25 protein-coding genes and 1 riboswitch are annotated in these 26,064 nt (G+C 40.3%); of the genes, 3 read left to right on the forward strand and 22 right to left on the reverse strand.

Translation table 11 applies throughout. The annotated features are described in order from the left end of the window. Window positions 1–120 precede the first annotated feature (120 nt). Entirely contained in the window at window positions 121–1,917 is a 1,797-nt protein-coding gene (pepF, locus tag BUA88_RS08760; protein WP_072916254.1) for an oligoendopeptidase F, read from the reverse strand. A gap of 135 nt (window positions 1,918–2,052) precedes the next feature. Here pepF and BUA88_RS08765 point away from each other — a divergent pair, with 135 nt between their 5' ends. Then, on the forward strand, window positions 2,053–2,418 hold the full coding sequence (locus BUA88_RS08765; RefSeq protein ID WP_028248258.1) for a hypothetical protein: 366 nt from the start codon (window positions 2,053–2,055) through the stop codon (window positions 2,416–2,418). Window positions 2,419–2,514: 96 nt separating this feature from the next. On the opposite strand, the gene BUA88_RS08770 is transcribed toward BUA88_RS08765, so the two are convergent. The 17 genes from BUA88_RS08770 to BUA88_RS08850 all read right to left on the reverse strand — a co-directional run bounded on the left by BUA88_RS08770 (window position 2,515) and on the right by BUA88_RS08850 (window position 16,818). Further along, on the reverse strand, window positions 2,515–3,510 hold the full coding sequence (locus BUA88_RS08770) for an SPFH domain-containing protein (protein WP_072916258.1): 996 nt from the start codon (window positions 3,508–3,510) through the stop codon (window positions 2,515–2,517). A gap of 141 nt (window positions 3,511–3,651) precedes the next feature. Then, window positions 3,652–3,999 (reverse strand): hypothetical protein, encoded by a 348-nt coding sequence (locus BUA88_RS08775; protein WP_015548769.1) that lies wholly within the window; start codon window positions 3,997–3,999, stop codon window positions 3,652–3,654. A 30-nt stretch (window positions 4,000–4,029) separates the two neighbouring features. Continuing rightward, a complete protein-coding gene (locus BUA88_RS08780; RefSeq protein ID WP_072916262.1) occupies window positions 4,030–4,620 on the reverse strand; it encodes a helix-turn-helix domain-containing protein in 591 nt (196 codons plus the stop codon). Window positions 4,621–4,851: 231 nt separating this feature from the next. After that, a complete protein-coding gene (locus BUA88_RS08785; protein ID WP_072916266.1) occupies window positions 4,852–5,487 on the reverse strand; it encodes an ECF transporter S component in 636 nt (211 codons plus the stop codon). 103 nt (window positions 5,488–5,590) lie between these two features. Next, a riboswitch (FMN riboswitch) is annotated at window positions 5,591–5,725 on the reverse strand. A gap of 63 nt (window positions 5,726–5,788) precedes the next feature. Next, complete coding sequence (locus BUA88_RS08790) at window positions 5,789–7,327, reverse strand: DHH family phosphoesterase (RefSeq protein ID WP_072916271.1); 1,539 nt, start codon at window positions 7,325–7,327, stop codon at window positions 5,789–5,791. A 115-nt stretch (window positions 7,328–7,442) separates the two neighbouring features. Further along, entirely contained in the window at window positions 7,443–7,943 is a 501-nt protein-coding gene (locus BUA88_RS08795; RefSeq protein WP_083572457.1) for a MarR family winged helix-turn-helix transcriptional regulator, read from the reverse strand. Between the two features lie 10 nt (window positions 7,944–7,953). Further along, window positions 7,954–8,382 carry a 3-hydroxyacyl-ACP dehydratase FabZ gene (fabZ, locus tag BUA88_RS08800; protein ID WP_072916275.1) on the reverse strand — a complete coding sequence of 143 codons (429 nt, stop codon included), beginning with the start codon at window positions 8,380–8,382 and terminating at the stop codon, window positions 7,954–7,956. Next, the gene (fabF, locus tag BUA88_RS08805; RefSeq protein ID WP_072916280.1) at window positions 8,379–9,611 is read right to left on the reverse strand and encodes a beta-ketoacyl-ACP synthase II; all 1,233 of its coding nucleotides are present in this window, start codon (window positions 9,609–9,611) and stop codon (window positions 8,379–8,381) included. Before fabF ends, fabZ begins: the two co-directional genes overlap by 4 nt. Then, window positions 9,611–10,336 (reverse strand): 3-oxoacyl-[acyl-carrier-protein] reductase, encoded by a 726-nt coding sequence (fabG, locus tag BUA88_RS08810; RefSeq protein ID WP_072916284.1) that lies wholly within the window; start codon window positions 10,334–10,336, stop codon window positions 9,611–9,613. Before fabG ends, fabF begins: the two co-directional genes overlap by 1 nt. Further along, entirely contained in the window at window positions 10,333–11,286 is a 954-nt protein-coding gene (locus tag BUA88_RS08815) for an ACP S-malonyltransferase (protein ID WP_072916289.1), read from the reverse strand. Before BUA88_RS08815 ends, fabG begins: the two co-directional genes overlap by 4 nt. A 10-nt stretch (window positions 11,287–11,296) precedes the next feature. Beyond that, window positions 11,297–12,232 carry a nitronate monooxygenase gene (locus tag BUA88_RS08820; RefSeq protein ID WP_072916293.1) on the reverse strand — a complete coding sequence of 312 codons (936 nt, stop codon included), beginning with the start codon at window positions 12,230–12,232 and terminating at the stop codon, window positions 11,297–11,299. A 3-nt stretch (window positions 12,233–12,235) separates the two neighbouring features. After that, window positions 12,236–13,165, reverse strand: a complete 930-nt coding sequence (locus tag BUA88_RS08825; RefSeq protein ID WP_072916297.1) for a beta-ketoacyl-ACP synthase III — start codon at window positions 13,163–13,165, stop codon at window positions 12,236–12,238. Continuing rightward, on the reverse strand, window positions 13,166–13,966 hold the full coding sequence (gene accA / locus BUA88_RS08830) for a carboxyltransferase subunit alpha (RefSeq protein ID WP_072916302.1): 801 nt from the start codon (window positions 13,964–13,966) through the stop codon (window positions 13,166–13,168). Next, a complete protein-coding gene (locus BUA88_RS08835) occupies window positions 13,963–14,742 on the reverse strand; it encodes an acetyl-CoA carboxylase carboxyltransferase subunit beta (RefSeq protein WP_072916305.1) in 780 nt (259 codons plus the stop codon). The genes accA and BUA88_RS08835 overlap by 4 nt, the downstream gene beginning before the upstream one ends. Further along, window positions 14,739–16,112, reverse strand: a complete 1,374-nt coding sequence (accC, locus tag BUA88_RS08840) for an acetyl-CoA carboxylase biotin carboxylase subunit (RefSeq protein WP_072916308.1) — start codon at window positions 16,110–16,112, stop codon at window positions 14,739–14,741. The genes BUA88_RS08835 and accC overlap by 4 nt, the downstream gene beginning before the upstream one ends. A 5-nt stretch (window positions 16,113–16,117) precedes the next feature. Beyond that, a complete protein-coding gene (gene accB, locus BUA88_RS08845; RefSeq protein ID WP_072916311.1) occupies window positions 16,118–16,576 on the reverse strand; it encodes an acetyl-CoA carboxylase biotin carboxyl carrier protein in 459 nt (152 codons plus the stop codon). Between the two features lie 2 nt (window positions 16,577–16,578). Beyond that, window positions 16,579–16,818 (reverse strand): acyl carrier protein, encoded by a 240-nt coding sequence (locus BUA88_RS08850; protein WP_083572449.1) that lies wholly within the window; start codon window positions 16,816–16,818, stop codon window positions 16,579–16,581. A gap of 212 nt (window positions 16,819–17,030) precedes the next feature. Here BUA88_RS08850 and BUA88_RS08855 point away from each other — a divergent pair, with 212 nt between their 5' ends. Beyond that, window positions 17,031–17,423 carry a pyridoxamine 5'-phosphate oxidase family protein gene (locus BUA88_RS08855; RefSeq protein ID WP_072916315.1) on the forward strand — a complete coding sequence of 131 codons (393 nt, stop codon included), beginning with the start codon at window positions 17,031–17,033 and terminating at the stop codon, window positions 17,421–17,423. 77 nt (window positions 17,424–17,500) lie between these two features. Here BUA88_RS08855 and BUA88_RS08860 read toward each other — a convergent pair whose 3' ends face one another. The 3 genes from BUA88_RS08860 to BUA88_RS08870 form a co-directional block, all read right to left on the reverse strand. After that, the gene (locus BUA88_RS08860; RefSeq protein WP_072916320.1) at window positions 17,501–17,809 is read right to left on the reverse strand and encodes a hypothetical protein; all 309 of its coding nucleotides are present in this window, start codon (window positions 17,807–17,809) and stop codon (window positions 17,501–17,503) included. After that, the gene (locus BUA88_RS08865; RefSeq protein WP_072916323.1) at window positions 17,809–18,279 is read right to left on the reverse strand and encodes a helix-turn-helix domain-containing protein; all 471 of its coding nucleotides are present in this window, start codon (window positions 18,277–18,279) and stop codon (window positions 17,809–17,811) included. The genes BUA88_RS08860 and BUA88_RS08865 overlap by 1 nt, the downstream gene beginning before the upstream one ends. Before the next feature lie 112 nt (window positions 18,280–18,391). Continuing rightward, window positions 18,392–20,077, reverse strand: a complete 1,686-nt coding sequence (locus BUA88_RS08870; protein ID WP_072916325.1) for a methyl-accepting chemotaxis protein — start codon at window positions 20,075–20,077, stop codon at window positions 18,392–18,394. A 263-nt stretch (window positions 20,078–20,340) separates the two neighbouring features. Here BUA88_RS08870 and BUA88_RS08875 point away from each other — a divergent pair, with 263 nt between their 5' ends. Beyond that, window positions 20,341–21,657, forward strand: a complete 1,317-nt coding sequence (locus tag BUA88_RS08875) for an HD-GYP domain-containing protein (RefSeq protein WP_072916328.1) — start codon at window positions 20,341–20,343, stop codon at window positions 21,655–21,657. 10 nt (window positions 21,658–21,667) lie between these two features. Here BUA88_RS08875 and BUA88_RS08880 read toward each other — a convergent pair whose 3' ends face one another. After that, complete coding sequence (locus BUA88_RS08880; protein ID WP_072916331.1) at window positions 21,668–25,981, reverse strand: LamG-like jellyroll fold domain-containing protein; 4,314 nt, start codon at window positions 25,979–25,981, stop codon at window positions 21,668–21,670. Window positions 25,982–26,064 lie beyond the last annotated feature (83 nt).

A 26,064-nucleotide genomic window follows, 5' to 3' on the forward strand; every position in this document is an offset into this window, starting at 1 on the left:
GATTTTTATTAACCGGCAAGTTAACAATCATTATTCTATGAGAGGCACTCATTTTTTACAAACCTGATATTTTTACCCTAACAGGAATGCTCCCTAAGATAAAATTTTTTTTAACTTGATTTATATTATTTTTTCAAGTTCCTTAATAATTTCTCCCATCTTAGCAAGAGCTGCCTCGATTGGAGCTGGTGTGGTGAGGTCTACGCCGGCAATCTTAAGAAGCTCAACAGGAGCATCTGTGCAACCTGAAGATAAGAACTTCTTGTAGCGCTCTACTGCTGGTGCGCCTTCCTTTAAAATCATATCAGCAATAGCAACTGCTGCGCAGAAGCTTGTAGCATACTGATATACGTAGAAGTTGTAGTAGAAGTGTGGAATACGAGCCCACTCATATGCAATTTCATCATCTGAAATCATATCTGGACCATAGTACTTCTCGTTGATTTCCTTATAAAGCTTGCAAAGATTCTCAGAGTTGAGATTCTCGCCAGCCTCTACCATCTCATTTGTAGTCTTCTCAAACTCAGCAAACTGTGTCTGACGGAATACTGTACCCTTGAAGCTGTCAAGATAATGATTGAGAAGATATGCCTTCTCCTTCTTATCTGTGCAGTTCTTAAGAAGGTACTCTAAAAGAAGAATCTCATTACATGTAGATGCAACCTCAGCTACGAAAATCTTATAGCCACTGTAGATGTATGGCTGTGCCTGATTTGAGTAGTAGCTGTGCATTGAGTGGCCCATCTCATGAGCTGTTGTAAACATGTCATCAAATGTATCTGTGTAATTTAAAAGCATGTATGGGTGAACGCCGTAAGCTGTAGCTGAATAAGCACCACCGCGCTTTCCCTTATTCTCATATACATCGATCCAACGATTAGCAAAACCTTCCTTAAGAAGATCCACATAATCATCACCGAGAACTGCAAGTGCTTCGCAGATTGTCTTCTGCGCTTCCTCATACTTAACAGTCTTTGCTGCATCAGGAATCATTGATGTGTAGATATCATACATATGAAGCTCATCTACTCCGAGGCACTTCTTACGAAGTGAAACGTAAGCATGCAACTTATCAAGATTAGCATTTACTGTCTTAACAAGGTTGTCGTAAACCTGTGGTGACACGTTGTTTGCATCAACAGCTGCTTCAAGATTTGAGCTGTAGTTGCGGACACGTGAATTAAAAATGTGCTGCTTAACTTCACCGTTATAGATGGAAGCCATTGTATTTAAATACTTCTCATAAACACCATAATATGCCTTGAATGCATCCTCACGAACTCTTCTATCTGCAGACATAAGCATTGGTACAAAACGGCCATCTGTAAGAACTACTTCTTCGCCGTTCTCATCCTTGATTGCAGGGAATGTCATATCAACATTCTTAAATGCACTGTAAACTTCAGATGGTGTGTTGGCCATCTCCTGAGTCATGGCAACAACCTTCTCCATCTCTGCTGAAAGTGTGTGTGCCTTTAATCTCTGGATTTCCTTAATCTGAAGTCTGTAAAGCTCAAGCTCTGGCTTAGAAGCGATAAAACCATCAATTACTGCTGCGTCGCAGGCAAGAATCTCTGGTGAAACAAATGCTGTTGCTGCACTAATCTTTGCATAAAGAGCGAACATTCTCTGTGACATAGACTGATGCTCTGTGTTTCCCTGGTCCTGATCAAAGATACGCTCAGCATAGTTAAATGCAAGCTCGAACTTCTCCTCAGTAATAGCGCTTGTTTCAAGAACTGAAAGAAGATTCTCAGCGCTCTCACATACCTTTCCTTGATATTTACTAATCTCAGCAAGCTTCTCCTCTATAAACTTAATGTCAGCTTCCCAAGCATCCTTACTCTCATACATTGCGCTAAGGTCCCATGTATCCTCAACACGAACCTGGTCGCGGCTTACTAATTCCTTTGCCATAAAAATGTTCTCCTGTCTAATAAATTTAGCTGAAAGATATTTTAACACATTTCAAACTTTCTACACCATTTTTTCAAAAATACATTGTATTCTAATATTACAGTACAAAATGTCGTTTGAAAGAAGGAGTCGTTTATGTCAGATAGCAGAGCAGATCTTATCAAAGGACTCAATCAGGCAATGAATGGTGGCAAGGAAGACGAGCTTGGTCGTCAATTCTTTGCAGATACCAACACACTTAAAACTGGTGCAGCTGGAGGAAATGTTGAAGTAAGTGTTCTTGTTTCAAAGGCTGAATTTGCAAGAATTGCCAGTGGCGTAGTGAAATATCACATCACAGACCGCCGCGGAATTGAAGATGGAAATGATATTATTTTCAATGAAGTGGAATCTGATGGATTTACCCAGACAGGTCATAAGCTGACCAAGAGAGTATGTGATGTTAAATCTTATCTTCAGGTGCCAGGCCTCAAAGATGGATTTAATATCGTGTCATTCTAAAACTTAATATCGAAGTAAACTGCGTACTTATGTACGCTGATATAATAGATGGCGCTGGACCACCCAGTTTAGATGGTTCCCAGCGCCACTTTTTTATTATGCCTCTGCAAGACTACGTGTAGTTGCACTTTTTTCTGCGTCGCTACAGCATGGGTCTTCTTTCTTTGGTGTCTCCTTCTTTGGAGCTGATTTGTCGATTGGTGTACTCTCACCGAATCCAAGCATCTCTGTCTTAAATGTAAGATCAGCTGCTGCAGAAGCAAGGTCTGTAGGAACTACAATCTTTGTTGCTCTACCATCACCCATCTTCTCTAATGCTTCAAGCTTCTTGATAAGAAGAACTCTCTCGTCCATATTTGCAGACTTGAGCATTTCAATACCACGAGCCTCAGCCTCATATACAAGGCGGATAGACTCAGCCTGACCTGTTGCACGAGCAATCTGTGCATCTCTTTCAGCCTCAGCCTTAAGAACGAGAGCCTGCTTATCACCTTCTGCTCTTGTGATAGAAGCCTGCTTGTGACCTTCTGCCTCAAGAAGAGTCTCTCGACGATCACGCTCAGCCTTCATCTGCTTCTCCATTGAACGCTGAATCTCTTCTGGTGGGATGATGTTCTTAAGCTCTACACGGCCTACCTTGATTCCCCAAGGATCAGTAGCCTCATCAAGAATTACACGCATCTTAGAGTTGATGTTGTCTCTTGATGTAAGTGTCTGGTCAAGCTCCAGCTCACCAACAAGGTTACGCAAAGTTGTAGCAGTAAGATTTTCAAGAGCAAGAATTGGACGCTCTGCACCATAAGCGTAAAGCTTTGGATCCTGTACCTTGAAATAAACTACAGTGTCGATTTTCATAATAACATTATCCTTTGTGATAACGTCCTGTGGTGGGAAATCTGCCACCTGCTCCTTCAAAGAAACCTTCTTTGAAACTCTCTGAAGGAATGGAATCATCACATGGATACCTGCCTGCCATGTAGCATGATACTTTCCAAGGAATTCGATTACATATACGTATCCCTGTGGTACGATTCTGATACCAAATGCTATGGCAATCAGGATAATGACCAAAATTGTAATTAATACTGGCATAACAATACCTCCTTTTCGATTGAGTATAATTACTCTCATTTGCTTATTAGTATAATAAAATAAGGAGCATATTTCTACACAGAAATTGCTCCTTTAGATTATTTAAGACCTGCAACTATCATAAAGATAAGGCTTTAATAATTACTCTGTTAATGCATCTGTCTTTTTCTTCAATTCGTCTTTGTAATAAACGAATGCAAACATTTCTATAACACACTGAATACCTAATAAAAGCATAATGAAAAACTGAACCTGACCTACAGTAAGAGTAGTTTGTGCACCTATATATGAAGAAACTAATCCCCACACAACAACCATAAACCACAAAACATTCGCTGAACAAGCCTTTGCCTTTGTGATTATTAATTTGGTTTCGGCATCCTGATTAGCTTTATATTTTACTCCGATATATATCATCCAAATTGCCCATGCTAAAACTAAAACTCCTGCTACAACACCCATTACTGCTAAAAAATTCTGACTTAACATAATCATTATCCTCCTAAATTTAAAATTATCTTATAAACCAATTACGTGTTTACAAATATAAACCACTGTAAAACTTAATATCCCGGAAATTAATCCAGCCGTTATCATAACTAATACAGTCTGATATGGACGTTTTCCGATTTCCTGCTGCTTGCTTTTCTCATCCAGACTGTTTCCATTCATAAATGTCACTATTTCCTTATAGGTAACCAGGTCATTTTCTTTTTCAATGATATTCAGCTTTTTTGAAAAATATAACTCCAACATAGCTAGAATACCCTCTGGGATTAATGACCACATACCAATAAGAAGATATAGCGGACCAAACGTTACAATCAAGATTCCTATGCATGCTAGCATCATTTTTCCGTAAAACTTCATTTGTTTTACATCTTGATCATTAATAATCTCTTGCATTTGTTCTACATCTCCTTTGACTAGTTGATCTAGAGAAATTTCAAAAATATTACTTAGTAAAAGAATGCTTTGGATATCTGGATAGCTTTTCTCGTTTTCCCAATTAGAAATTGTTTGTCTAGATACGAACATCTTCTCAGCTAACTCATCCTGATTCCAATTGTGTGCGCTTCTTAAATCCTTTATTCTTTTTCCAAGTTCCATTTGCTTTCTCCTTGTTGTCTAAATACTACCCAAAGGGCGATGCTTCTTCCATCAAAAGGCTTTTACATTAGCCAAAAATACGGATGTAAAAACCCTTTTACATACCATTTTTGCCCCATTTTACGGGGTTTGGTAACGTTTTTATTCTAACTGTTTCTAATATATAAATAAAGATAAAGAAATAAAAAAATATGCCTAGGCACAGTGCCTAGACATATTACGAATTACTATTTAGTTATTTCCCTTAAGTAATGGTCGAAGTGGCTGATAAATAAGCACTGTGATAATTGCTGAAATCATACCCTTTACGAATGTGAATGGTACGTTGAACATGAGCAGGCATTTTTCGATTGAATCAATCTTTGCAAATGGCGCTACTGCCTGATAAGCCTCTACGATAACTTCCTTTGGCATGAAATTGTAGTATACCGGATATACGATATAAAGATTTGATGGGAAGCTGATTGCTGCCATAATAAATGCACCTACAACTGCACCAAGGATTGCATTTTTCTTTGTCTTCTTATGATGATAAATAAGACCTGCTGGAAGTACAAAGCCTACGCCAAGAATGAAGTTTGAAAGCTCGCCAACGCCACCAGTTGTAGTCATAAGAAGATGTAGAAGATTTTTAATCAAGCAAACAATAACACCATAAACTGGTCCCAATGCAAATGATGCCATAAGCGCTGGTAGCTCTGAAACATCAAGCTTGATGAAGCTTGGCATGATTGGCACTGCTGTGTCTAAAAACATAAGCACAAAAGCGATTGCTGAAAGCATTGCTGTCACTGTCATGCTTCTTACGTTAACCTTTTTCACTGTTCTTGTCTCCACATTTGTTCCTGTAAAATTTGTTGTATCCATTTTTGAACCTCCTTGAAAATACATTTATTTAACTAGGAAGTCTTCTGTATAAAAAGAAAGCCCTGAGATAAACTCAGGGCTGTACGTACACAAATAAAACTTTGCACATCTTCTTCCATCCAGACTATACTGTCGGTACTGGAATCACACCAGTTCAGTCTTATTAAAGACTCGCGGACTGTCACCGCCGGTCAGGAATTGAAAGCCTACGCTTTCGCACCTTGCCCTGAAGATTTCCTATTTATTTAACTATTGCAACTATACTACACCTTAAAAAACTAATCAAGTACAATTGAGTATTCTACTCTACTGGTGCGTATGTTTTTTCGAATAATTCCTTATCAACAACATATACAGCTGAAGGATCGTCCTGAGTAACTACCATGTAATCACCTGGGCGTCCTAGCTTATAATTCTCCGGCTCCCATTTTGTGAATACCTTTGTACGACATATTAGTTCCTTAGCATATATATTGCCATAACCCACAAAAGTACATGAGTGCACAAGTGGCAATAACCCCTTTGCGTTTCTTTCTTTGAGCTTTCTAATGGATGGAGCATATTCTCCTGGGAACTCGTATTTCTTATCACTAATCTCGTAGTACTTATCAAAAAGCTCAGTCTTTGTGATGTATACTTCTCCACGAACGCCAACCGCAATGATTGTATCTTCTTTTATTTCAAGCTCGTGGTCACCTTCCATAGCACGGATAACCGCCTTAGTACCAACTGGGTAAATCTCAGTGCCCTTAACATATCCGATAGTAACATGCTTACTCTTATATACGTTCATGCTGCTGATATCAGCTGTATATTCTCCAGCATAGATAATCTCATTGTTCATGAAATATTCTTCCATACGCCCTCTGAAGAAATGCTGAATTGCAGATGGATTATAATCAAGCTCCTGCTTTTCAAGAAGTGAACGAACGATAGAACCGCCTGCCTTTATAAGATGACCGCCTCCATCTCCTACGCCCTGACAAATAAACTTAGCAAGCTCGTCTGCTTTAACCTCTTTTACGCAGCTACGAACAGAAATCTTTATGCCACCTTCGTGAATAGAATAAACAAGACAGCATTCAACGTCCTCAACCTGAAGCATCATATCTGAAATAATTCCCAATATGTTCGGGTCGCAAGGATCAGTCTTTACTATAGAATAATGATTCTCGTGATAATATTCTGAGCCGAGAAGTGCAATTCCCGCAATGCGAAGCTCTTCCTGAGAAATATTAGAATTTTTAAACTTTGTGATAGCAGAATTACTGTATTTAAGATAATCTCTCATATCCATGTCCAGAGGATGCTGGACTTCTGAGAAATTATTACTATCTGTCATAAGACCATAATAAAGCGCTGTGGACAGCTTTTTATCCTTTTCAACTGGATATCCTTCTTCTTTGAGCATGTCCCAAAGAATAGTGGAACAGCTGGCAAGATATGAACGAATCTCTGAAAGCTCAGGTAATGGATTAGAAATCTGGTGATGGTCTATGACAGCAATCTGTCTAGCCTTAAAGGTGCGAACATTTCCCTCACCATACTGGCAATCTACAGTAACAATAAGCTCTGGAATCTCTTGCTCACGAATGCCAAGGAGCTGGGAAAGCTGAACCTGATGACGCACATAGTGAATGTCTACGCCAAGGTCGGAAATCATCAGCTTAAGATTGCTCTTGGTGATTTCAAAATTTCCTCCATACACGAAGGCAACAGTCTTATCATTATCCCTCAGATACTGTGTGAGAGCCATTCCTGAAGCAATGGCGTCAGCATCAGGCGTGTTATGACACTGAACTATTATATTATTGTACTCTAATAACTGTGATAGTTTCATATATACTCCCATTGTTTTATCTGAAAACATTATACCGTATAACGCATGGTAAATGTTAACAAAAAAGGCTTGAAACCTTACAAAAGTCTCAAACCTCTGAATTATAAAACTATTATTAATTAACTTCAACAGGAGGAATTACCACCTCATGCATAAGCTCTAAGGACATATCCCTGAGGATACCATCCAATATCTCTATCTGTTCAGCGGAAAAATGCTCCTGCGCACGCTCAACTACAGTACTAACATACTTCTGAGAAAGATTGAAATAATTGTAATACTTATCAGTTACGTGAAGGTGATACTCGCGACGATCAGTCTCTGACTGAACCTTTTCAATGTAACCCTTCTGAATAAGGCTGTTTACCTTATATGCTGCATTAGGTGATGATACATTAATAAAATTAGCAAACTCTGCAACCGTAGGGTTCTTAAGAGCGTGAATTATCTCCACACAAAAAAGCTCTACAGTAGTCAGTGATGTCTCACGAGAATTTAACTTCTTGAACATCTCCTGATAAAAGTGAATTTTGAATTTGGTGTACACCTCGGAAAGTGTCTGTTCTAACATTTCTAGTACCTGTTCCTTTTTGTTATTTATCTCCCCAAGCAACATGATACTCAAATTACTCTCCTATGGCAAAGGAAATTTCAGCCTTGGCTGCAATCTGGCCGTCAACATATGCCACTGCCTCACCAAAACCTACTGGTCCTTTCCTTGATGTAAGCTTACACTCCAGTTCCAAAACATCTCCAGGTTCTACCTGTTTTTTGAATCTAGCATTTTTGATTCCACCGAAAAAGGCCAGTTTCCCTTTGTTTTCCTCTTCTGTCAAAAGCGCCACAGCACCTACCTGTGCCAGTGCTTCTATAATAAGAACTCCCGGCATAACTGGATGTCCTGGAAAATGTCCCAGAAAATGCATTTCATTAGCTGTTACACACTTAATACCCTTGGCATAATTGCCAGGCTCGCACTCCTCAATTCTATCCACTAGAAGAAATGGATATCGATGTGGTAATATTTCCTGAATCTGTGATGAATTTAGCCTCATGCGTACCTCCTAAATACAAGAGATGCGTTGTGACCACCAAAGCCTAAAGCATTTGAAAGTGCCACGTTGATTTTTTCGTTACGACCAACGTTTGGCACTATATCAAGATCACATGCCTCATCCTTTTCACGGTAATTGATTGTAGCAGGCACAAATCCATCACGAAGTGCAAGTGTTGTAAAGATTGCCTCTACAGCTCCTGCAGCACCTAAAAGATGTCCTGTCATAGATTTTGTAGAGCTTACCTTGAGCTTATATGCATGGTCTCCAAATGCCTTTTTTATAGCAAGTGTCTCACCTGCATCATTAAGGCTTGTGCTTGTTCCATGGGCGTTGATGTAATCAACATCATCCATTTCAAGTCCAGCGTCTTTTACTGCAAGTGCCATACATTTAGCACCACCCTCGCCCTCTGGGTTTGGTGCAGTAACATGATAAGCATCACAGTTTGAACCATATCCTACAATCTCACCATAAATCTTTGCGCCACGATTTAGAGCATGCTCTAATTCCTCAAGTACAAGGATACCGGCACCCTCGCCCATAACAAAGCCATGACGCTCCTTATCAAATGGGATTGAAGCGCGATTAGGATCCTCGCTTGTGCAAAGAGCCTTCATAGCCTGGAATCCACCGATTCCAAGAGGAATAACTGTACCTTCTGCACCACCGCATACCATAACATCCTCATAACCATCACGAATTCTGTGGAAGGAATCTCCAATGGCATTATTTGAGCTGGCACAGGCTGTAACTACTGATGTGCACATACCCTTTAATCCATATGTGATAGCAATCTGACCTGCAGCCATGTTGCTGATAGACATTGGGATAAAATAAGGTGAAATCTTGTTATAGCCCTTTGTCTCACCCTTTCCATGTTCCTCAGCGATTGTTGAAAGACCGCCGATTCCTGATGACATGATACAGCCCATTCTGTCGTGATCTTCCTTTTCCAAATCGAAGGCTGCATCCTCCATAGCTTCCTTGGCAGCTGCACAAGCGTACTGCGTATACACATCCATACGTCTTGATTCCTTTGCGCCAAGTATCTCGGCTGCATCAAAATTCTTAACCTCACCTGCCAGCTTTACCTTGAAATCAGTGGTGTCAAAATGGGTAATCTGACCGATTCCACATTTTCCGTTTTTCACAGCTTCCCATGTTGACTGAACGTCATTTCCAAGTGGATTAACTGTGCCCATTCCAGTAATTACAACTCTTCTCATTACATTCCTCCGGTAACTTCTATAACCTGTCCTGTTACATAGTCAGATCTCTCTGACGCCAAAAATTCAACCACATTAGCCACATCCTCAGGACTTCCAAAGCGTCCTACAGGAATCTGCTTTAAATAATCCTCCTTCACATTTTCAGGAAGCTTATCTGTCATGGCTGTCTGAATAAATCCAGGGGCAACCGCATTTACGGTAATACCTTTACTGCCATATTCTCTTGCCACTGACTTCGTAAATCCGATAATTCCAGCCTTGCTGGCAGCATAATTTGACTGACCAGCATTTCCATTTACGCCTACAATTGAAGTAATATTGACAATCTTTCCTTTTCTGGCCTTCATCATGTCTTTGATTGCAGCCTTTGTACAAAGGAAGGTGCCCTTAAGATTAGTATCTACAACAGCATCATAATCCTCCTCACTCATGCGAAGAAGAAGTCCATCCTTAGTGATACCTGCGTTATTTACGAGAACTTCTACAGGTCCCATAAGGTCCTTTACTTCATCAAACATGTTTTTTACATCAGCTTCATTACTTACATCAGCCTTTATAAACATTGCCTGAACTCCGTATTTTTTGCACTCAGATATAGTATCCTGTGCCGCAGATTCATTTCCAGAATAACATATGGCTACGTTAAAACCCTGTCTTGCCAGCTTTTCTGAAATCACTCTGCCGATACCTCTGCTACCACCAGTAACTAAAGCTACACTCATGCCAACTCCTCCAATGTATTTTCAAAATCCTCAACAGTATCTATTGAATAAACCTTCACGTTATCAACAGTTTTACTTATAAATTTGCTGATAGCCTTTCCTGGACCAATCTCGATAATTGTGTCTACTCCAGCTTCAGCCATATATTTAATGGAGTCCTCAAGGTAAACAGATGACTGAACCTGCTTTTCCAAAAGCTTTGGAACCTGCTCATCATCATTTTTTTCCCTGCCAAGGCAGTTGTAAATAACCTTTGAGCTTCCCTCCTTGAAATCTACTTTTTCAAACTCAGCAGCCAGCTTGTCTCCAGCTGGCTTCATAAGCTTTGTGTGGAAAGGACCACTTACCTTTAGCGGTAAAATTCTTTTAACACCTGCGTCCTTTAAAAACACACTAGCCTGATCTACTGCTGCTGCATCTCCCGAAATAACAATCTGTCCCGGGCAATTAAAATTAGCTGCCTGAACAACACGCTCATTACAGAAATAGTTGTTAGCATAATCACAGGCTTCTTTGACTGTCTCTCTATCTGCTCCAAGTACTGCGCACATCTTTACAAGTCTATCCCCTGATGCCTCAGCCATAAACTTTCCTCTTTTTGCAATAAGTTCAAGTATGGTAGACTCGTCCAATACTCCTGCTTCGTAGAGAGCTGAATATTCACCGAGGCTAAGCCCACAGGTATATTCTGCCTTGATTCCCTTCTTGTGAAGAAGCTTTGTTACTCCGATGGCGAATGCAACCATGGCTGGCTGGGTATATCTAGTATCTGAAAGCTGCTCCAATGGACCATTGAAGCTTAATTCCGCCACATCCATGTCGGTTACACCCTTAACTGCATTTGTGGCGTTATCTATGGTCTCTCTGTACTCCTCGTACTTTTCATAAAAATCTAGGCCCATACCTACGCGCTGGGAGCCTTGCCCTGCATACACTATTCCTAATTTCATAAAATCTCCTCTAAATAGCTATATTTGCTGCACTATGTAGCGTTTTTTTAGCCCCCACATAGATTTCATCTAGTATTTCCACCGCTGGACGGATGGCTGTGAGCTGTCCACAAGTCTGACCTGCCATAAGTGAGCCATGAACTGTGTCTCCTTCTACTACGGCTTTGCGAAGACTGCCTAGAGTCATACGCTCCAGGTCTTCTCGTCCAGCACCTTCAGCCTCAAGCTTGAGATACTCGCGAGCCATCTCATTTTTGATGACACGTACTGGCGCGCCCTGACTGCGTCCAGTTACAGTTGTGGAATTATCCTTTGCCTTTATAAGAGCCTGCTTGTAATTCTCGTGAATAGGGCACTCCTCTGAAACCAAAAGACATGTTCCAATCTGTACACCGCATGCTCCCATAAGAAGGGCTGCAGCCATCTGCTTTCCGTTTGCGATTCCACCTGCTGCGATAACAGGAACATCCACTGCTGCTACCACCTGAGGAAGCAGGGTCATAGTTGTCATATCACCAACGTGTCCACCTGACTCGCCGCCCTCTGCAATGATTGCATCAGCTCCTGCTCTTACCATCATCTTTGCAAGTGCTACAGAAGCCACTACAGGAAATACTTTTGCTCCCATAGACTTCCAGCCTTCCATGTACTTTCCAGGATTTCCAGCACCAGTTGTGATAAACTGGACCTTTTCCTCGATGAGCATTTTTGCAATGTTGTCCACATCAGGATTCATCAGCATAAGATTTACACCAAATGGCTTGTTGGTTAATGATTTGCAAATCTTTATCTGCTCACGAAGCTGCTCAGCATTCATACCACCAGATGCCACCAGACCAAGTGCTCCTGCATTGGAAACTGCTGCTGCAAATTCACCTGTAGCGATGTTAGCCATACCGCCCTGAATAATAGGATATTTTGTTCCTGTTAAATCATTTAATTTCATAATCTAAATCTCCATAACCACGGCGCCCCAGGTCTTTCCTGCACCGAAGGCACACATTAGCACTTTATCGTATTTACGAATTCGTCCATCAGCTATAGCTTCGTCAAGTGCAAGTCCTACACTGGCCGCTGATGTGTTGCCGTATTTCTCTATATTTACAACGAATTTATCCATCGGCTGTTTTACTTTTTTGGCGATGGATTCAATGATTCGAAGATTTGCCTGATGTAATACAAAATGGTCAATTTCATCATATGTAAGACCTGCCTTTTCAACCACCTGCTCAATAACCTTTGGCACTGTGGCAACGGCAAATTTATATGTGCCCTGACCATCCATATGAATAAATCCATCTGGGGATTTGATGTTGATCATCTCCTCATCCCCGCTTACGCCAATCACTGATGTATAGCTGTTATCTGCAAGCTCCACAACTGCAGCTGCCGCACCATCACCGAATAACACGCAGGTGCCTCTGTCGGTCATATCCATTTTCTTGGAAAGAACCTCGGCGCCAACTATCAGTCCATATTGAGCATTTCGCGCCATCATCAGTGCTCTTATTGTTTCAAGTCCAAATATAAATCCGGAGCATCCTGCTCCTATGTCCATGGCAATTATGTCGTTTGAAAGACCAAGTCTGCCCTGAATAATGCATGCGCAGGATGGTGAAAAATAATCTGCTGAAACGGTACAAACAAGTACCACTCCAATCTTTTCTTTTGGGATACCAGCACGCTCAATCGCCTGTTTTGCAGCCATCTCAGCTAGCCATGTGTGATTCTCGTCACCTTCCACATGATGTCTTTCAGACATTCCTGTGCGTTGGCTAATCCACTCATCACTGGTATCAACTATCTTCGCCAAATCGTTGTTTGTAACTATCTTCTTAGGAGCCTGTGCTCCTGTAGCTATAATTCTTATTCCAGTCATTTACACATTTTCCATTCTAGCCGAGGTCCCTGTCTGCAAGAATCCCTCGTCAAAGCTTCTAAATTTTTCAAATCTCTCCTGAGCCAGTTCTTCCCCTGACATTTCATCTAGTTCCTTCAGGGCGCTGGCAATCACATTTGAAACCCTGATATACAAACCTCTCTCAGGAATAATTCCGTCGATAACGCCAAAATCAAACAAGTCCTGAGCAGTAAGCTTCATAGCCTCAGCTGCCTCATCACGTCTGCTGCTGTCACTCCATAAAATAGATGCAAATCCTTCTGGAGAAAGGACTGAATACACAGCATTTTCCAGCATGTAGACTCTGTTTGCCACAGCAAGTCCAAGTGCGCCACCACTGCTACCCTCACCTGTAACAATAGTGATTACAGGAACCTTCAGAGAACTCATTGCTGCAAGATTTCCTGAGATAGCCTGAGATATTCCATAGGCCTCCGCCTCTAATCCAGGATATGCTCCCGGTGTATCAACAAAGGAGATGATAGGGCGATTAAATTTTTCTGCCTGCTTCATAAGGCGAAGTGCCTTTCTGTAGCCTTCTGGCCCTGGCATTCCGAAATTGCAGGTTATATTTTCATTTACATCGTTACCCTTTCGGTGTCCGATTACTGTAACTGGACGTCCCTGAAAAAGTGCGATACCACCGTAGATGCTGGCATCCTCTTTTCCAAGCATATCTCCCTTTTGCTCAAAGAAATCCGTAAATACGTTATCCATGTAATCAGTAATTTTCGGGCGGTCCTTTTCACGGGCTGCCAAAACTCTGTCTATTGCTTTCATACGAGCACCTCCTGATGGAGCATTAAAATCCTTGTAAGAGTTTGCTTCATATCTTCACGCTTCACCACCTGATCCACGAAACCATGCTCCTCTAAAAACTCGGCTCTCTGGAAGCCCTCTGGAAGAGTCTGGCCTATGGTCTGCTCGATTACTCGTGGGCCAGCAAAGCCTATAAGTGCTCCCGGCTCTGCAAGTGTGATATCACCAAGAGTAGCGAAGCTTGCGCTGACACCGCCTGTGGTAGGATGAGTGAGCACTGTGATATACAAGCCACCATTGTTTTTGAACTTCTCAATAACAGCACTGGTCTTTGCCATCTGCATAAGTGAAAGGATTCCCTCCTGCATTCTGGCACCGCCGCTTGCTGTAAAAATAATAAGTGGAAGCTTGTGTTCCATTGCATACTCTGCACTTTTACAAACTGTCTCACCAAGCTCTATTCCCATGGAAGCCATCATGAATTTCTTATTCATCACAGCCAGTACCACAGGATATCCACCTATCTTGCACTTTCCAGCGATTATTCCATCATGACATCCACATTCTGCTCGAAGCTCTTCCTTCTTTTCCACATATCCTTCAAAGTCCAAGGGGTTTGTTTCTGGATAATCAAAATGGAATTCTTTGAAGGTACCGACATCTGTAATATCTTTTACTCTGTCGAAAATAGTGTATTCAGCAACGGGCTTAATAGCTGGAGACAAAACCTCTTCTGGATTCTCGCGAAGTTCCTTATAGCGATTAAATTTTTCTTTTCTCTCATCGACTACATTCATTCGTCTACCGCCTTATCCCATGCCAAAATCTCATCCATGTGCTCCTCTATGAAGCCCACGTTATAATTGCCCTTTACGAAATCTGGATGATGCAAAAGAAGATAATCAAAATCACCGTTTGTGATAATTCCCTCTGTGACAAGCTCTAGCAGTGCACGGCGCATTCGCCTGATTGCTTCAAGTCTTGTCTGAGCATGAACGATAATCTTTGCCATCATAGAATCGTAAAAAGGGCTTGTCTCGTAGCCGTTGTAGAGAAGTGTATCTACTCTTACTCCTGGACCACCTGGTATATTTAGGAATGTGATTTTTCCGGTGTTTGCCATAAATCCCTTTGCTGGGTCCTCTGCGTTAATTCTGCATTCAATGGCATGACCTTTAAGTCTCACATCCTTCTGTTTTAAATTCAAAGGCTCACCAAAAGCTATTCTGATTTGCCACTTAATCAAATCAATTCCTGTAACTGCTTCTGTTACTCCATGCTCTACCTGAATTCGTGTATTCATCTCAATGAAGTAGTAATGATTCTTTTCATCAAGAACAAATTCAACTGTACCTGCATTGTTGTAACCAGCAGCCTTTGCTGCTGTGACAGCTGCCTTACCCATAGCCTTACGCAAATCTTCATCTATGAACATGCATGGGCTTTCCTCTATAAGCTTCTGATTCTTTCTCTGGATTGAGCAATCACGCTCACCAAGATGAATAACATTTCCATACTCATCTGCCAGAATCTGAAACTCAATATGACGTGGATTCAAAACAAGCTTTTCCACATACATTTCATCATCATTAAAGCATGCTCTTGTTTCTGCCTTTGCTTCCTCATAAAGCTTCTGCAAATCTTCTGGCTTGTAGACACGGCGCATTCCTCGGCCTCCGCCACCGGCACTTGCCTTAATAAGTACCGGATAGCCGATTTTCTTTGCAATCTTTTCAAGCTTTTTGTAATCCTCCACAGGACCTTCGCTACCTGGAACAACTGGAACTCCTGCCTTCATCATCATTCTTCTGGCAGTGGATTTATTTCCAAGTGCATCCATGGCATCTGCTGATGGTCCTATGAAAGTGATTCCTGCTGCTTCGCATTTACGAACAAACTCAGAATTTTCTGATAGGAATCCAAAACCAGGGTGAAGGGCATCACATCCAGTAACCTGGGCTGCAGTGATAATAGCATCCATGTTCAGATAGCTGTCTGCAGCTCTGCCTGAGCCTATACAAATGCTTTTTGTAGCCAGCTTTACGTGAAGAGATTCCTTATCAGCTGTGGAATAAACAGCCACGCTTTCGATATTCATCTCCATGCAGGCTCTGATTATTCTGATTGCAATTTCCCCGCGATTAGCTACCAAAATTCTATTAAACATAACTACTAATCTCCTATGAGAAACAGCTGATCCTCAAAACCAACCACATCCTGATTCTTAGCGTAGATGCTTTTAATCACACCATCTCTTGGAGCAGTGATTTCGCTCATCATCTTCATAGCCTCGATGAGACATAAAACCTGACCTGACTTTACCTTATCTCCCACCTGAACATATGGCTTGTCATCTGGTGATGGTGCTGAGTAGAACACTCCTACAAGAGGTGCAAGAACAAGTTCGCCATCTGGCTCTTCCTGCTCCTGCTCATCTATGCTGACAGCTGTTTTTGGAAGTGGCATCTCTACGATGTTACTCTTTGGTGCCACGTCCTGAGACACCATAATAGTCTGTGCCTCAGATGGCTTTTTGAATTTGATTTCTACGCCATCCTGTTTAATTTGAAAATATGAGCTGCCGCTTTCATCGAAAGCCTTAAGCAGCTCCTTAATTTCTTTTGTATCCATAGTTATTTATGTGCCTCAAGATAATTTACGATATCTGCAACTGTCTTAATCTCAGCCATAGCATCCTCATCGATTGTGATACCTGTCTTCTCCTCTACTGCAAGTGAAAGCTCTACAGCATCAAGTGAATCAGCGCCGAGATCCTCGAAAAGATTAGCCTCCATTGTTACCTTCTCTGCTGCGCAGCTAAGAGTATCAATAATAACTTCCTTTACCACATCAAACATTGCTACTTCTACCATAATCATTCTCCTTCTCTGTTGATAATTATTCTCATTGTTTAAAAGTATTTAGTTAAATTTTTTTAACTAACTAACCAATATAATACCCATCTTTTTTACTATGTCAAGGTATTAGTTAAATATTTTTAAGTATTTACTCAGCTGTTGTATTATTCCCTAATGAGTTTTATAATTAGTTGCATACAATTAATACATACGGAGGAGGATAAAAAATGCAAGAAGTATTAGAATTTCTCAAGACTTGTGGTACATATTATTTAGCTACAGTAGATGGCGACCAGCCAAGAGTTCGTCCTTTCGGAACAATTCATATTTTCGAGGATAAGCTTTATATCCAGACAGGAAAATCAAAGGATGTTTCAAAGCAGATTCAGAAGAATCCTAAGGTTGAGCTTTGTGGATTCGCTCAGGGTAAATGGGTTCGCGTAGCTGGTGAGCTTGTTCGCGACGACCGCATTGAAGCAAAAAAGAGCATGCTTGACGCATACCCTTCACTTCAAAATATGTATTCTGCAGAAGATGACAACACAGAGGTACTCTACTTCAAAAATGCAACTGCTACATTCTCATCTTTCACAGAAGCACCAAAGACTATCAATTTCTAAATAAAAAAGTATCTGTTATGCTCATCGAAGCTACAGATACTTTTTTTAATCTCTATTATTCTTTCTGCTAATAATCTTTAGTCATATTCAAACATTCCTTGAATAGCATCAGATATATTAATGATACTCCAGTAATTGATTCTATCCACTTTATTACATACTCTTGCAACAGGATCTATGAGCTTTATTTCCTCACAAATAACTGTCCCTTCAGTCCCTTCAACACCATTAATAGGGATGTTCATAGGATTTATCAAATCAGTATTAACAATCGGACTAACATGAAACATTTTTCTTTCTTTGATAAATGCATTCTTACTTACAATTAAAAATACATTTCCAAATCCATTAATCTTTATAATGTCTCCCTGATAAAATTCTTTCATTAAAACATCTCTCTTCCCTTTGGTTCTCCCCAATCAAATTTATAAGTTTGTGATAACCCACCGCACTCGGCTAATCTTTCTTCATAGGACTTATGTTTAAAAGTAAACCCTGCATTCAGTAATTCTCTCACTTGCTCATCGGACATTTCCTTAACTACATTCATATCAAGTACCTTTCCCTTTCTTACTATTTCACTAGTATAGGTTAGTATTCTATTTGCAGCTGACAACTTTCCTTCCTCATCAAGAGGACCAAAAAACTCAGTTGTTTCTATCCCAAAATATTCGCCCAATTTTTCTAGATTCTGATATTTTGGAATAATACGCCCATTAACCCAGTCACAAAAGGTAGTATATTTTATTCCCAGATCATTACATACTTTTTTTCTAGATACTCCTTGCGCTTTTAATAAGTATTTTAGATTATTTGAAACAATAATATTTGTATTTAATTCACTATTATCTGTCATATATCCTCCTACGATATTTTCGTAATTTTATAATACGATATTTTCGTATTTTATACAAGCCTCCATAATAAAAAACGCCTCCCCTAAGGGAGGCTCAATAAGTTTTCTTTGTTTATCTCTTAAGCTCAAACTTCTCAACAAGCTCTTTCAACGAATTTGCATGCTCATTCATCTCGTGGCTGAGAGCCAGTGATTCTTCTGATGTAGCCGCATTATTCTGACCTACAGAAGAAATCTCGCCAATGTTATTTGACATCTCCTTTACAGATACTGCCTGAGTATTTGAAGCCTCGGCAATGCTCTTAACCTTCTCAGCAATTCCCTGAACCTGAGCTACCATGCCATTAAGCTTCTCAGCTGTATCATTGGCAATAGCGATACCTTCTTCTACGCTCTTAAGCGATGCTCCAATAAGTCCTGCTGTATTCTGAGCTGCCTCAACAGTCTGTCCTGCAAGCTGAGATACCTCAGTAGCTACAACTGCGAAGCCCTTACCAGCTTCGCCAGCACGGGCTGCCTCAATAGAAGCATTAAGTGAAAGAAGGTTAGTCTGATCGGCAATAGCATTGATAGTATCGATAATCTTTGATATTTCCTGAGATGACTCAGAAATAGCATCCATAGCCTTAACTACATCCTGCATTCGCTGGTTACCTTCTACGATATTCTCAGCAACAACTTCAACCTCTTTAGAAATAGAAGTTGCATCAGTAGAGTTACTTGAAATCTGTTCTGTAATATCCTTAACTGTTACAGAAAGGTCATCAACAATATTAGCCTGTGATGTAACTGTATCTGCAAGGTTTTCACCTGCACCCGCGATCTGATTTGCACCGTCTGAAACCATTTCTGATACTTCCATAATTTCTGTCATGGAATCCGAAATCTTTCTAGAGAATTCATCTATAGAATCCTGAATAGCTCTAAAATCACCACGGTATTCTCTCTCGAAATTTATATTGAAGTTTCCAGATGCCATTGTAGACATCTTATTCTCAATATCATCTATACAAAATGCAAGGGAATCAATAGCACTCTTAAGATTCTGAATAACCTTTCCAATCTCATTGTCCACATCAAAATCAATGTTCACGTGAACATTACCATTAGAAAGCTCTTCTGCAGCATTTCCAAGAATTGCCAAATCTGCGTCAATCTGTGTTACCAAATCTTTAGCTGTCTTCTTACTTTTTGTGGCTATAATCAAGAGTGCTACAAAAAGCATCGCAATGGCAATCATTGTAATAATTATGATTGTGTGATACTTATTTGCTGCAGCAGCCTCTGCCAACTCTCCTGTTTCATCCAATGAATCAGCAAGAGTCTCCGCCACTTCATTTAATGTTGAGTTAAAATATTCAACTGCTTCCTTATTCTGACCTGCTTCCACCATGGCAAGCATCTCATAAGATGTAGTCTCAAATGCCTTCCAGTTTGTTGTAAGTCTGGAACCTAATTCTTCATTATTAAGATTCTTAGAAATGATTGAAAAATATCCCTCAATCTTAGGAAAACGCTTTTCCAAATCTTCCTTCTGTGCAGCAGTAACTGATTCATCACCTGATGCTACAGCAAATAACAGACGCTTGTTGATTGTCTGTACGTCCTTACGAATTTCCATCTGGTACTTTTCTGTTACGAACTGAACATTGTAAAAGTTATAAACATTCACAAAGATAACAGCCAGAAAAATACCCATTACGATGGCGCTGGTTAAGAACATCTGAATAGAGAAACCAGAAAAGTATCTCAACGCACCTGCAATAGTTCTCTTGTCATTTGCATTTTTAGACCTCATAAAATTAACCTCCAATATAATATGCCAGCCTTATGATTTCCATGAGTATTAATCCACACACCACCACACGCTTATTATATTGCAAGCAGACAATCAAATTGTTGATTTTCACATATTTTTTGCAATTTATAAATAAAGTTTTAACTATTCCAACGATTTTTTTTATTTGCACTTAGGTTACATAGTTTTGACATATTTTAATGCTATGCTTTTTTCATAATGTAGTATTGTGTGTTTTTTTAGAATTAACAGAGGTTTTATCGATGGCAATTCTAGATTATTTCTTTTACAATTGGCCAAAACTTATTTTTGCTGCTTGGTTCTCAATATTTAACTTATTATTAGTTTGGGTTTATCTGAACGAGCGCCGCTATATTATAGAAAGATTTATAGTGGGATTCTTTGTCTCAAGCGCGTTTATGTCTATTATTGCAGAAATTGTTGGCGTTTCTCTTTATAATATTCTTATCGACAATGGTTTACTTATCGACAAATATAATTTCTTTTTCATAGCCATAAGCATATTTTTTGATGCACTATTTATTTTTATAGGTGGAAATCTATTTAGCCATTTCACTGGACAAAAGAACTATATAGGCGCCAGCATTTACATGGAATATGTTTGCTTGGAGCGACTGTGTCTTGTTGTAGCTACAAACTACACTAACTACATTCTTTTATATATTTTCTTCCAGTTTTCACTTTTTGCCCTGATGCGCAAAAAGTTGGATTACCTGTTCAAGGCAACCTCTTTGAAATGGAAAAGTATATTTGTATATCTGACAGGTCTGTTCTATATTTTGGATCTGTTATATTCTGCATACCTACTATTTCCAGAACTTGGAACAAATGTTGTTAATTTTCAGAATCTATTTTGGCTGGATACAATGGCCCTTATTACTTGTTGCTTTGTATCTGGTTATATCAATATTTCTATTTCAGAGTCAAAGGAACATGATGGAAAGATAGAATATTTTGAAAGACTTCAAAAATCTCAGGAAGACATTATTACAACTCTCGCTGAAATGTCAGAAGCAAAATCTGGCGAGACTGGTCAGCATGTTAGACGCGTAGCAGAATATAGCAAGCTTCTTGGAACTAAGCTTGGACTTGGATACGAAGAGGTTGAAAACCTGAAAATTGCAGCCATGATGCATGACTTAGGCAAGCTGATGATTAGCAAAGAGATTATTGAAAAACCTGCAAAGCTCACACCAGCTGAATATGACATCGTAAAACAGCACACTCAGTATGGCTGGGATATTCTTTCTAATTCTGATGGCGAGTTGATAAAGATGGCGCGTATCATAGCCGTACAACATCATGAGTATTGGAATGGTCAGGGATATCCTATCGGTCTCAGTGGTAATGGAATTTCAATTTATGCTCAGATTGTGGCTGTAGCAGACGTTTTTGATGCGCTCACAAGTGAGCGTTCATATAAGAGAGCATGGTCAAACGAAGAAGCATATAACGAGATAATAAAACAGCGAGGAGAGCAATTCTCTCCTCGCGTGGTTGATGCTTTTATTGAATGCTTTAACCAAATTCGCGTCATTAGGGACACTTATCTTGATTAAAACATTTTATTTAGAATGGCTTTTTCCCTTTCTTAAAGAATATTGCAACGGCACCTATGAGAACTACTCCAAGTGCAACGATAATTGCAACTATTCCGCCCATATTTGAAGATTCAACAGCTGCAGATGCCTCAATATCTGATAAATTCTCATCAGATGTATTGTCTTCTGTGGCTGTTTCACTTTCTTCTGCAGTGTCTCCTACAAGCGGAACCTCTGGCTCCTCAATAGTCTCTTCTGTCTCATCAGACTCCGCTGCTTCATCCTCAGAATTGCTATCTGCAGCAACAACATTAGTTGTGTTCTTCTTTGTTGTCTTTGTTGTCTTTGTTGTCTTTGTAGTATTAGCACTTGCAGTCTGTGTAATTGCAGGACCTGCCGCTGGAACACCTGCATCAGCTATAGTCTGATTCTGTGCTGGTGCTGTAGTTCTGCTTGAGCTTGCACTAGAAGAACTTCTTGATGAGCTTGAAGATCCAGAGCTTGTACCAGCTGATGGATTTGCTGGAGCTGTTGTAGGTGCAGGTGTTGGTACTGGGATTGGAGCAGGTGTTGGCTCTGCTGCTGACTCATCAGCTACTACCAGTGCAAAATCAAATCTATCTAGATTTGGAGTATAGTTTACGCATGTATTTACTCCACCCACACCATTCTTATGAGCGCGGTAATCATTGTTATAGAATCTAAGAGTATTCTCACCTTTCTTTAATACTACCTTTACGCACTGTGTTCTGAAGGAATCTACACTATATGTGTTTCTGAAGTATACTGTCTGATTCTTACCTCCATTTACATTTAATGTAACGAATCGGTCAACCATCTGAGCATTGTAAGAATGGCTACCAAATAGCTCCTTATTTGACTGATAAACAACCATATCATATACACCTGCCACTGGTGCATCATATGTGATTTCAAGGGCGTTCTCAGCATCCTCAGATGCAAGAATTTCCTTTACATATTTACCATTAGAAGCTACATCATTTGTGCCGATTTCAACATTTCCGATAAGCTTTCCATCCTCAGCTTCAACAGTGTCAATGTTCTTGTCATCTACCTTTGCAACTGTGAGCTTATCAACTGCAAGAGCTGCTGAGCTTGCATCTAAATCAATGATATTTATTCCCTTCTCAAGGAATACTTCTGCCACTGCATCGCTCCATGCATCTGCAGTAGCGGCTACCTTAACTGTTCTTACATGATTTGTTAATGTCTTATTTGTATTGTTGACGAATACATTAATCTTTTCATCAGATGCTGAATTATATCTGATAGAAAGCTGGTGTGTTCCATTATTCTTAGCAAATACTACAAATCTGATTCCACCGCCATCTTTAACAGACTTGTCTAATCCAACAGCATAACCTGCACCAGTGAAGCCTGCTACATCAGATGCTGTATAGACACTTGTAGATGTCTGTGAGCCAAGAATATTGTAATCGCTAAGCTCTGCCTCATAGGTCTTTGTTGTCTTATCTGAATCAACCGCGTTTTCATCACCAACAAATGTTAGATAAACACAGTCGATAGATGCCTTTCCTTCGCTGTCCGTACCTGTAACTGAAAGAGTATGGCTGCCCTTAGTAAGATATACATACTCTGTATGTAAACCTGACATGTAGAATGTAAGTGTATTCTCTAAATACATCTCTGCTGCAAGAGCATCATCAACATAGAGCTTCTGAATAGCATTCTTTGGATCATTTAACTCAGGTCTCTGAGTGTTGTTTCCACTACCTGCTCCATATACCATATCAAATCTATAGAAGCCATCCTCTGGAGCCTCTACCTTAAATGTTGCCTTTGCCTCCTCATTATCTAATCCCTGTGCCTGGCCGGAACCTGAACATGCAAAGTTTGGATTCTTGCCTGCTCCTCTGGCGCCACCTGAAAGCTGAGCTTCCTCACCTTCAAAGGTCTTCTTCCAAGGGCCCACCTCTACAACGCCAGCCTCAACAGATGAGTCAGCTGGTGTAATTGTAAGATTGTAAGCTGCAGCTGCTACAAGGTCAGACATCTTGATTGTGCAGCTTCCATCTTCTTCAACATCGAAAACTTCCTTCTTCATAAATGAAGGAGCCTCTGCTGCACCATTAATACCTGTCCAGTCTGTGCGCTCAAATTTAACCTCAATTTTGTCACCAAATACATTCTTATCAATATTAGAAAGATTAATTACTGCCTTCTCGGAACCACCAAAAATGATGTTTGAAGATTTCTTTGTATCATCAACAGAAGCTACTCCGTAGAACTGAGTCTTTGGAAGACCATCCGCATCGATGCTAACTGTCTCACCTGACATCTCTGCATACCACTTGTATAACCACCATGCACCGTTTGGCTCGTTATTAGATGCTGCCAGGTCAGCAAGGTTATTTGAGATGTGCCAGTATGCCAGACATGCTGTAACCTTCTCATCCTCGAATAAACCAATCCATCTTGAAAGACTTCCAGGTACTCCAAGGTGTGTGAAATCTGCATACTCGTTAATAACGATTTCTCTCTTCTCTGTAATAAGCCCTGGCTCCAACCAATACTTCTCCTCAAGTCTTCTGTAGTCAGCTACATTGTTTGGGAAATTGTTGTAAAGGTCGTTATTTAATACATGCCATGAAATCTGTGTTGGAATACAATCATTTTCAGCACAGAAAATCATGAACTGCTCAAGCTGTCTTGCCTGATAGCAGCAGAAGTTTGGACCAGCAGTCTTCGCATCCTTATCCACTGACTTAACTGCATCGTAAGCCTGCTTCCATGCTGCGTTGAACTTGCTCATGTCATTGCTCCAGATTTCATTGAACCAGTTACCCTCTGGCTCGTTGAACAGAACATATACTGCAGCATCTGTAAGTCCAGCTTCCTTTGTCTGTCTTACCATTGTTTTAAGCTTCTCACAGTACTCATCCATTCCCTCGTACTCATATGGCCAATTAGCATAGATATCTGGACATGCAATCTGGATTGAATCTCCTCCTGCCTCAAGGAATGTCTTAGCCATAACGTTGATATCACCATTTGGATGCTGTAAGCCCTCTGCTGGCTTCTGCTCACACATATATGGCTTGATGGCTGTCTGAAGGATAGCGCTTGGTACATTATCCTCACCCACACCGTAAAGATAGCCTGTAGCACCATGCTTTACCGCTCCTGTCTTCTTTCCCATATCTACATTCAAAATACCAGAGTAATCAGGCTTTTGAATTTCTGGGAAGCTGTCATAAAGCTCCTTTACCTGATCAGCTGTCAATGCATCATCATAGAAGGCTACATCATCCAAAGAGCCCTTAAAATCATTATCAGAGGTATAGTAAGATTTTCCAAGAGATGCGTATTTTAGGCTCTTGAGATAGTCCTTCTTTAGAAGCTCTGGTAAGACCTCTGTAACCTTTTTTGTGCCATCACACTGGTCTGTAAATCCGGCATCCTCGCCATTGATGTATACCTTGTACTCATCTGCCTTAAAGGTAACAGTGAGATACTGCCATTTATCTCTCTGTAATGGCTTGTTAAATGTAACCTTTGTTTTTACATCTGTGCTCTTATTAGCATCACCTACATAGAGTGTCATATCGTAGGCACCGCCACCTGCTGCAAATGCAAAATCAGGATCATTCCACCAGTTTACTCCGCTATTTGTAGCTCCGATAGGACTATTTGATGCATCAAAGAACTTTGAATAGTTCTGTGCATCCTGACTTGGATTAACCCACATTGAAATTGTAAAGGCTTCATTACCAGCCTCACCAATCTTTGCAAATAAATCCTCTGGCAAATCCATGGAACCCTTGCCTGGAAGAGTAAGAACTTTATTTCCCTTTAAGGAATCCTTCTTAACCTTTGCATCATCTCTTAGAAGATCCTTTACAGAAGACTCATCTTCAAAATCATAGCTGTAGACTGGAGTTGGAATTTCATCGTCCTCTTCCTCTTCTTCTTTTTCTTCCTCCTCTAGGTTATCTTCATCGGACTTCTCGTCATTTTTTTCATCATCCATAGACTCGTCGGCGTCTGATTTCTTTGCCTTAGATTTTTTCTCCTTTGTTTTCTTCTCTTCAGATTCCTTGTTCTCAGATTCGCCAGTCTCAGCAGCCTTATCAGCTTTCTCGTCTTCCTCTGTCACTTCCTCTGAAGTATCTTTTTTCTCTTCAGTGTTTTCCTTTTCATCCTCTGAAGTATCCTTCTCGTCTTCTGCTTTTACCCCATCATCCACAGAAGCTGTAGCTGTATCCTCCTTTAAAACAGCCGCTTCAACAGGTACCCCCGTAAGCAACATTTGGGTGGCTAATGCAACAGCAAATGTCTGCTTAACCAATTTGTTCTTCATATATATCCTCCTCTTTTAATGTGTGTACTGTGGCATATACCACAGCGCTAATATGATTTGATTATATGAATTATCCCGCCTTC

This window comes from Pseudobutyrivibrio xylanivorans DSM 14809 (assembly GCF_900141825.1).
Lineage (GTDB): Bacteria > Bacillota > Clostridia > Lachnospirales > Lachnospiraceae > Pseudobutyrivibrio > Pseudobutyrivibrio xylanivorans.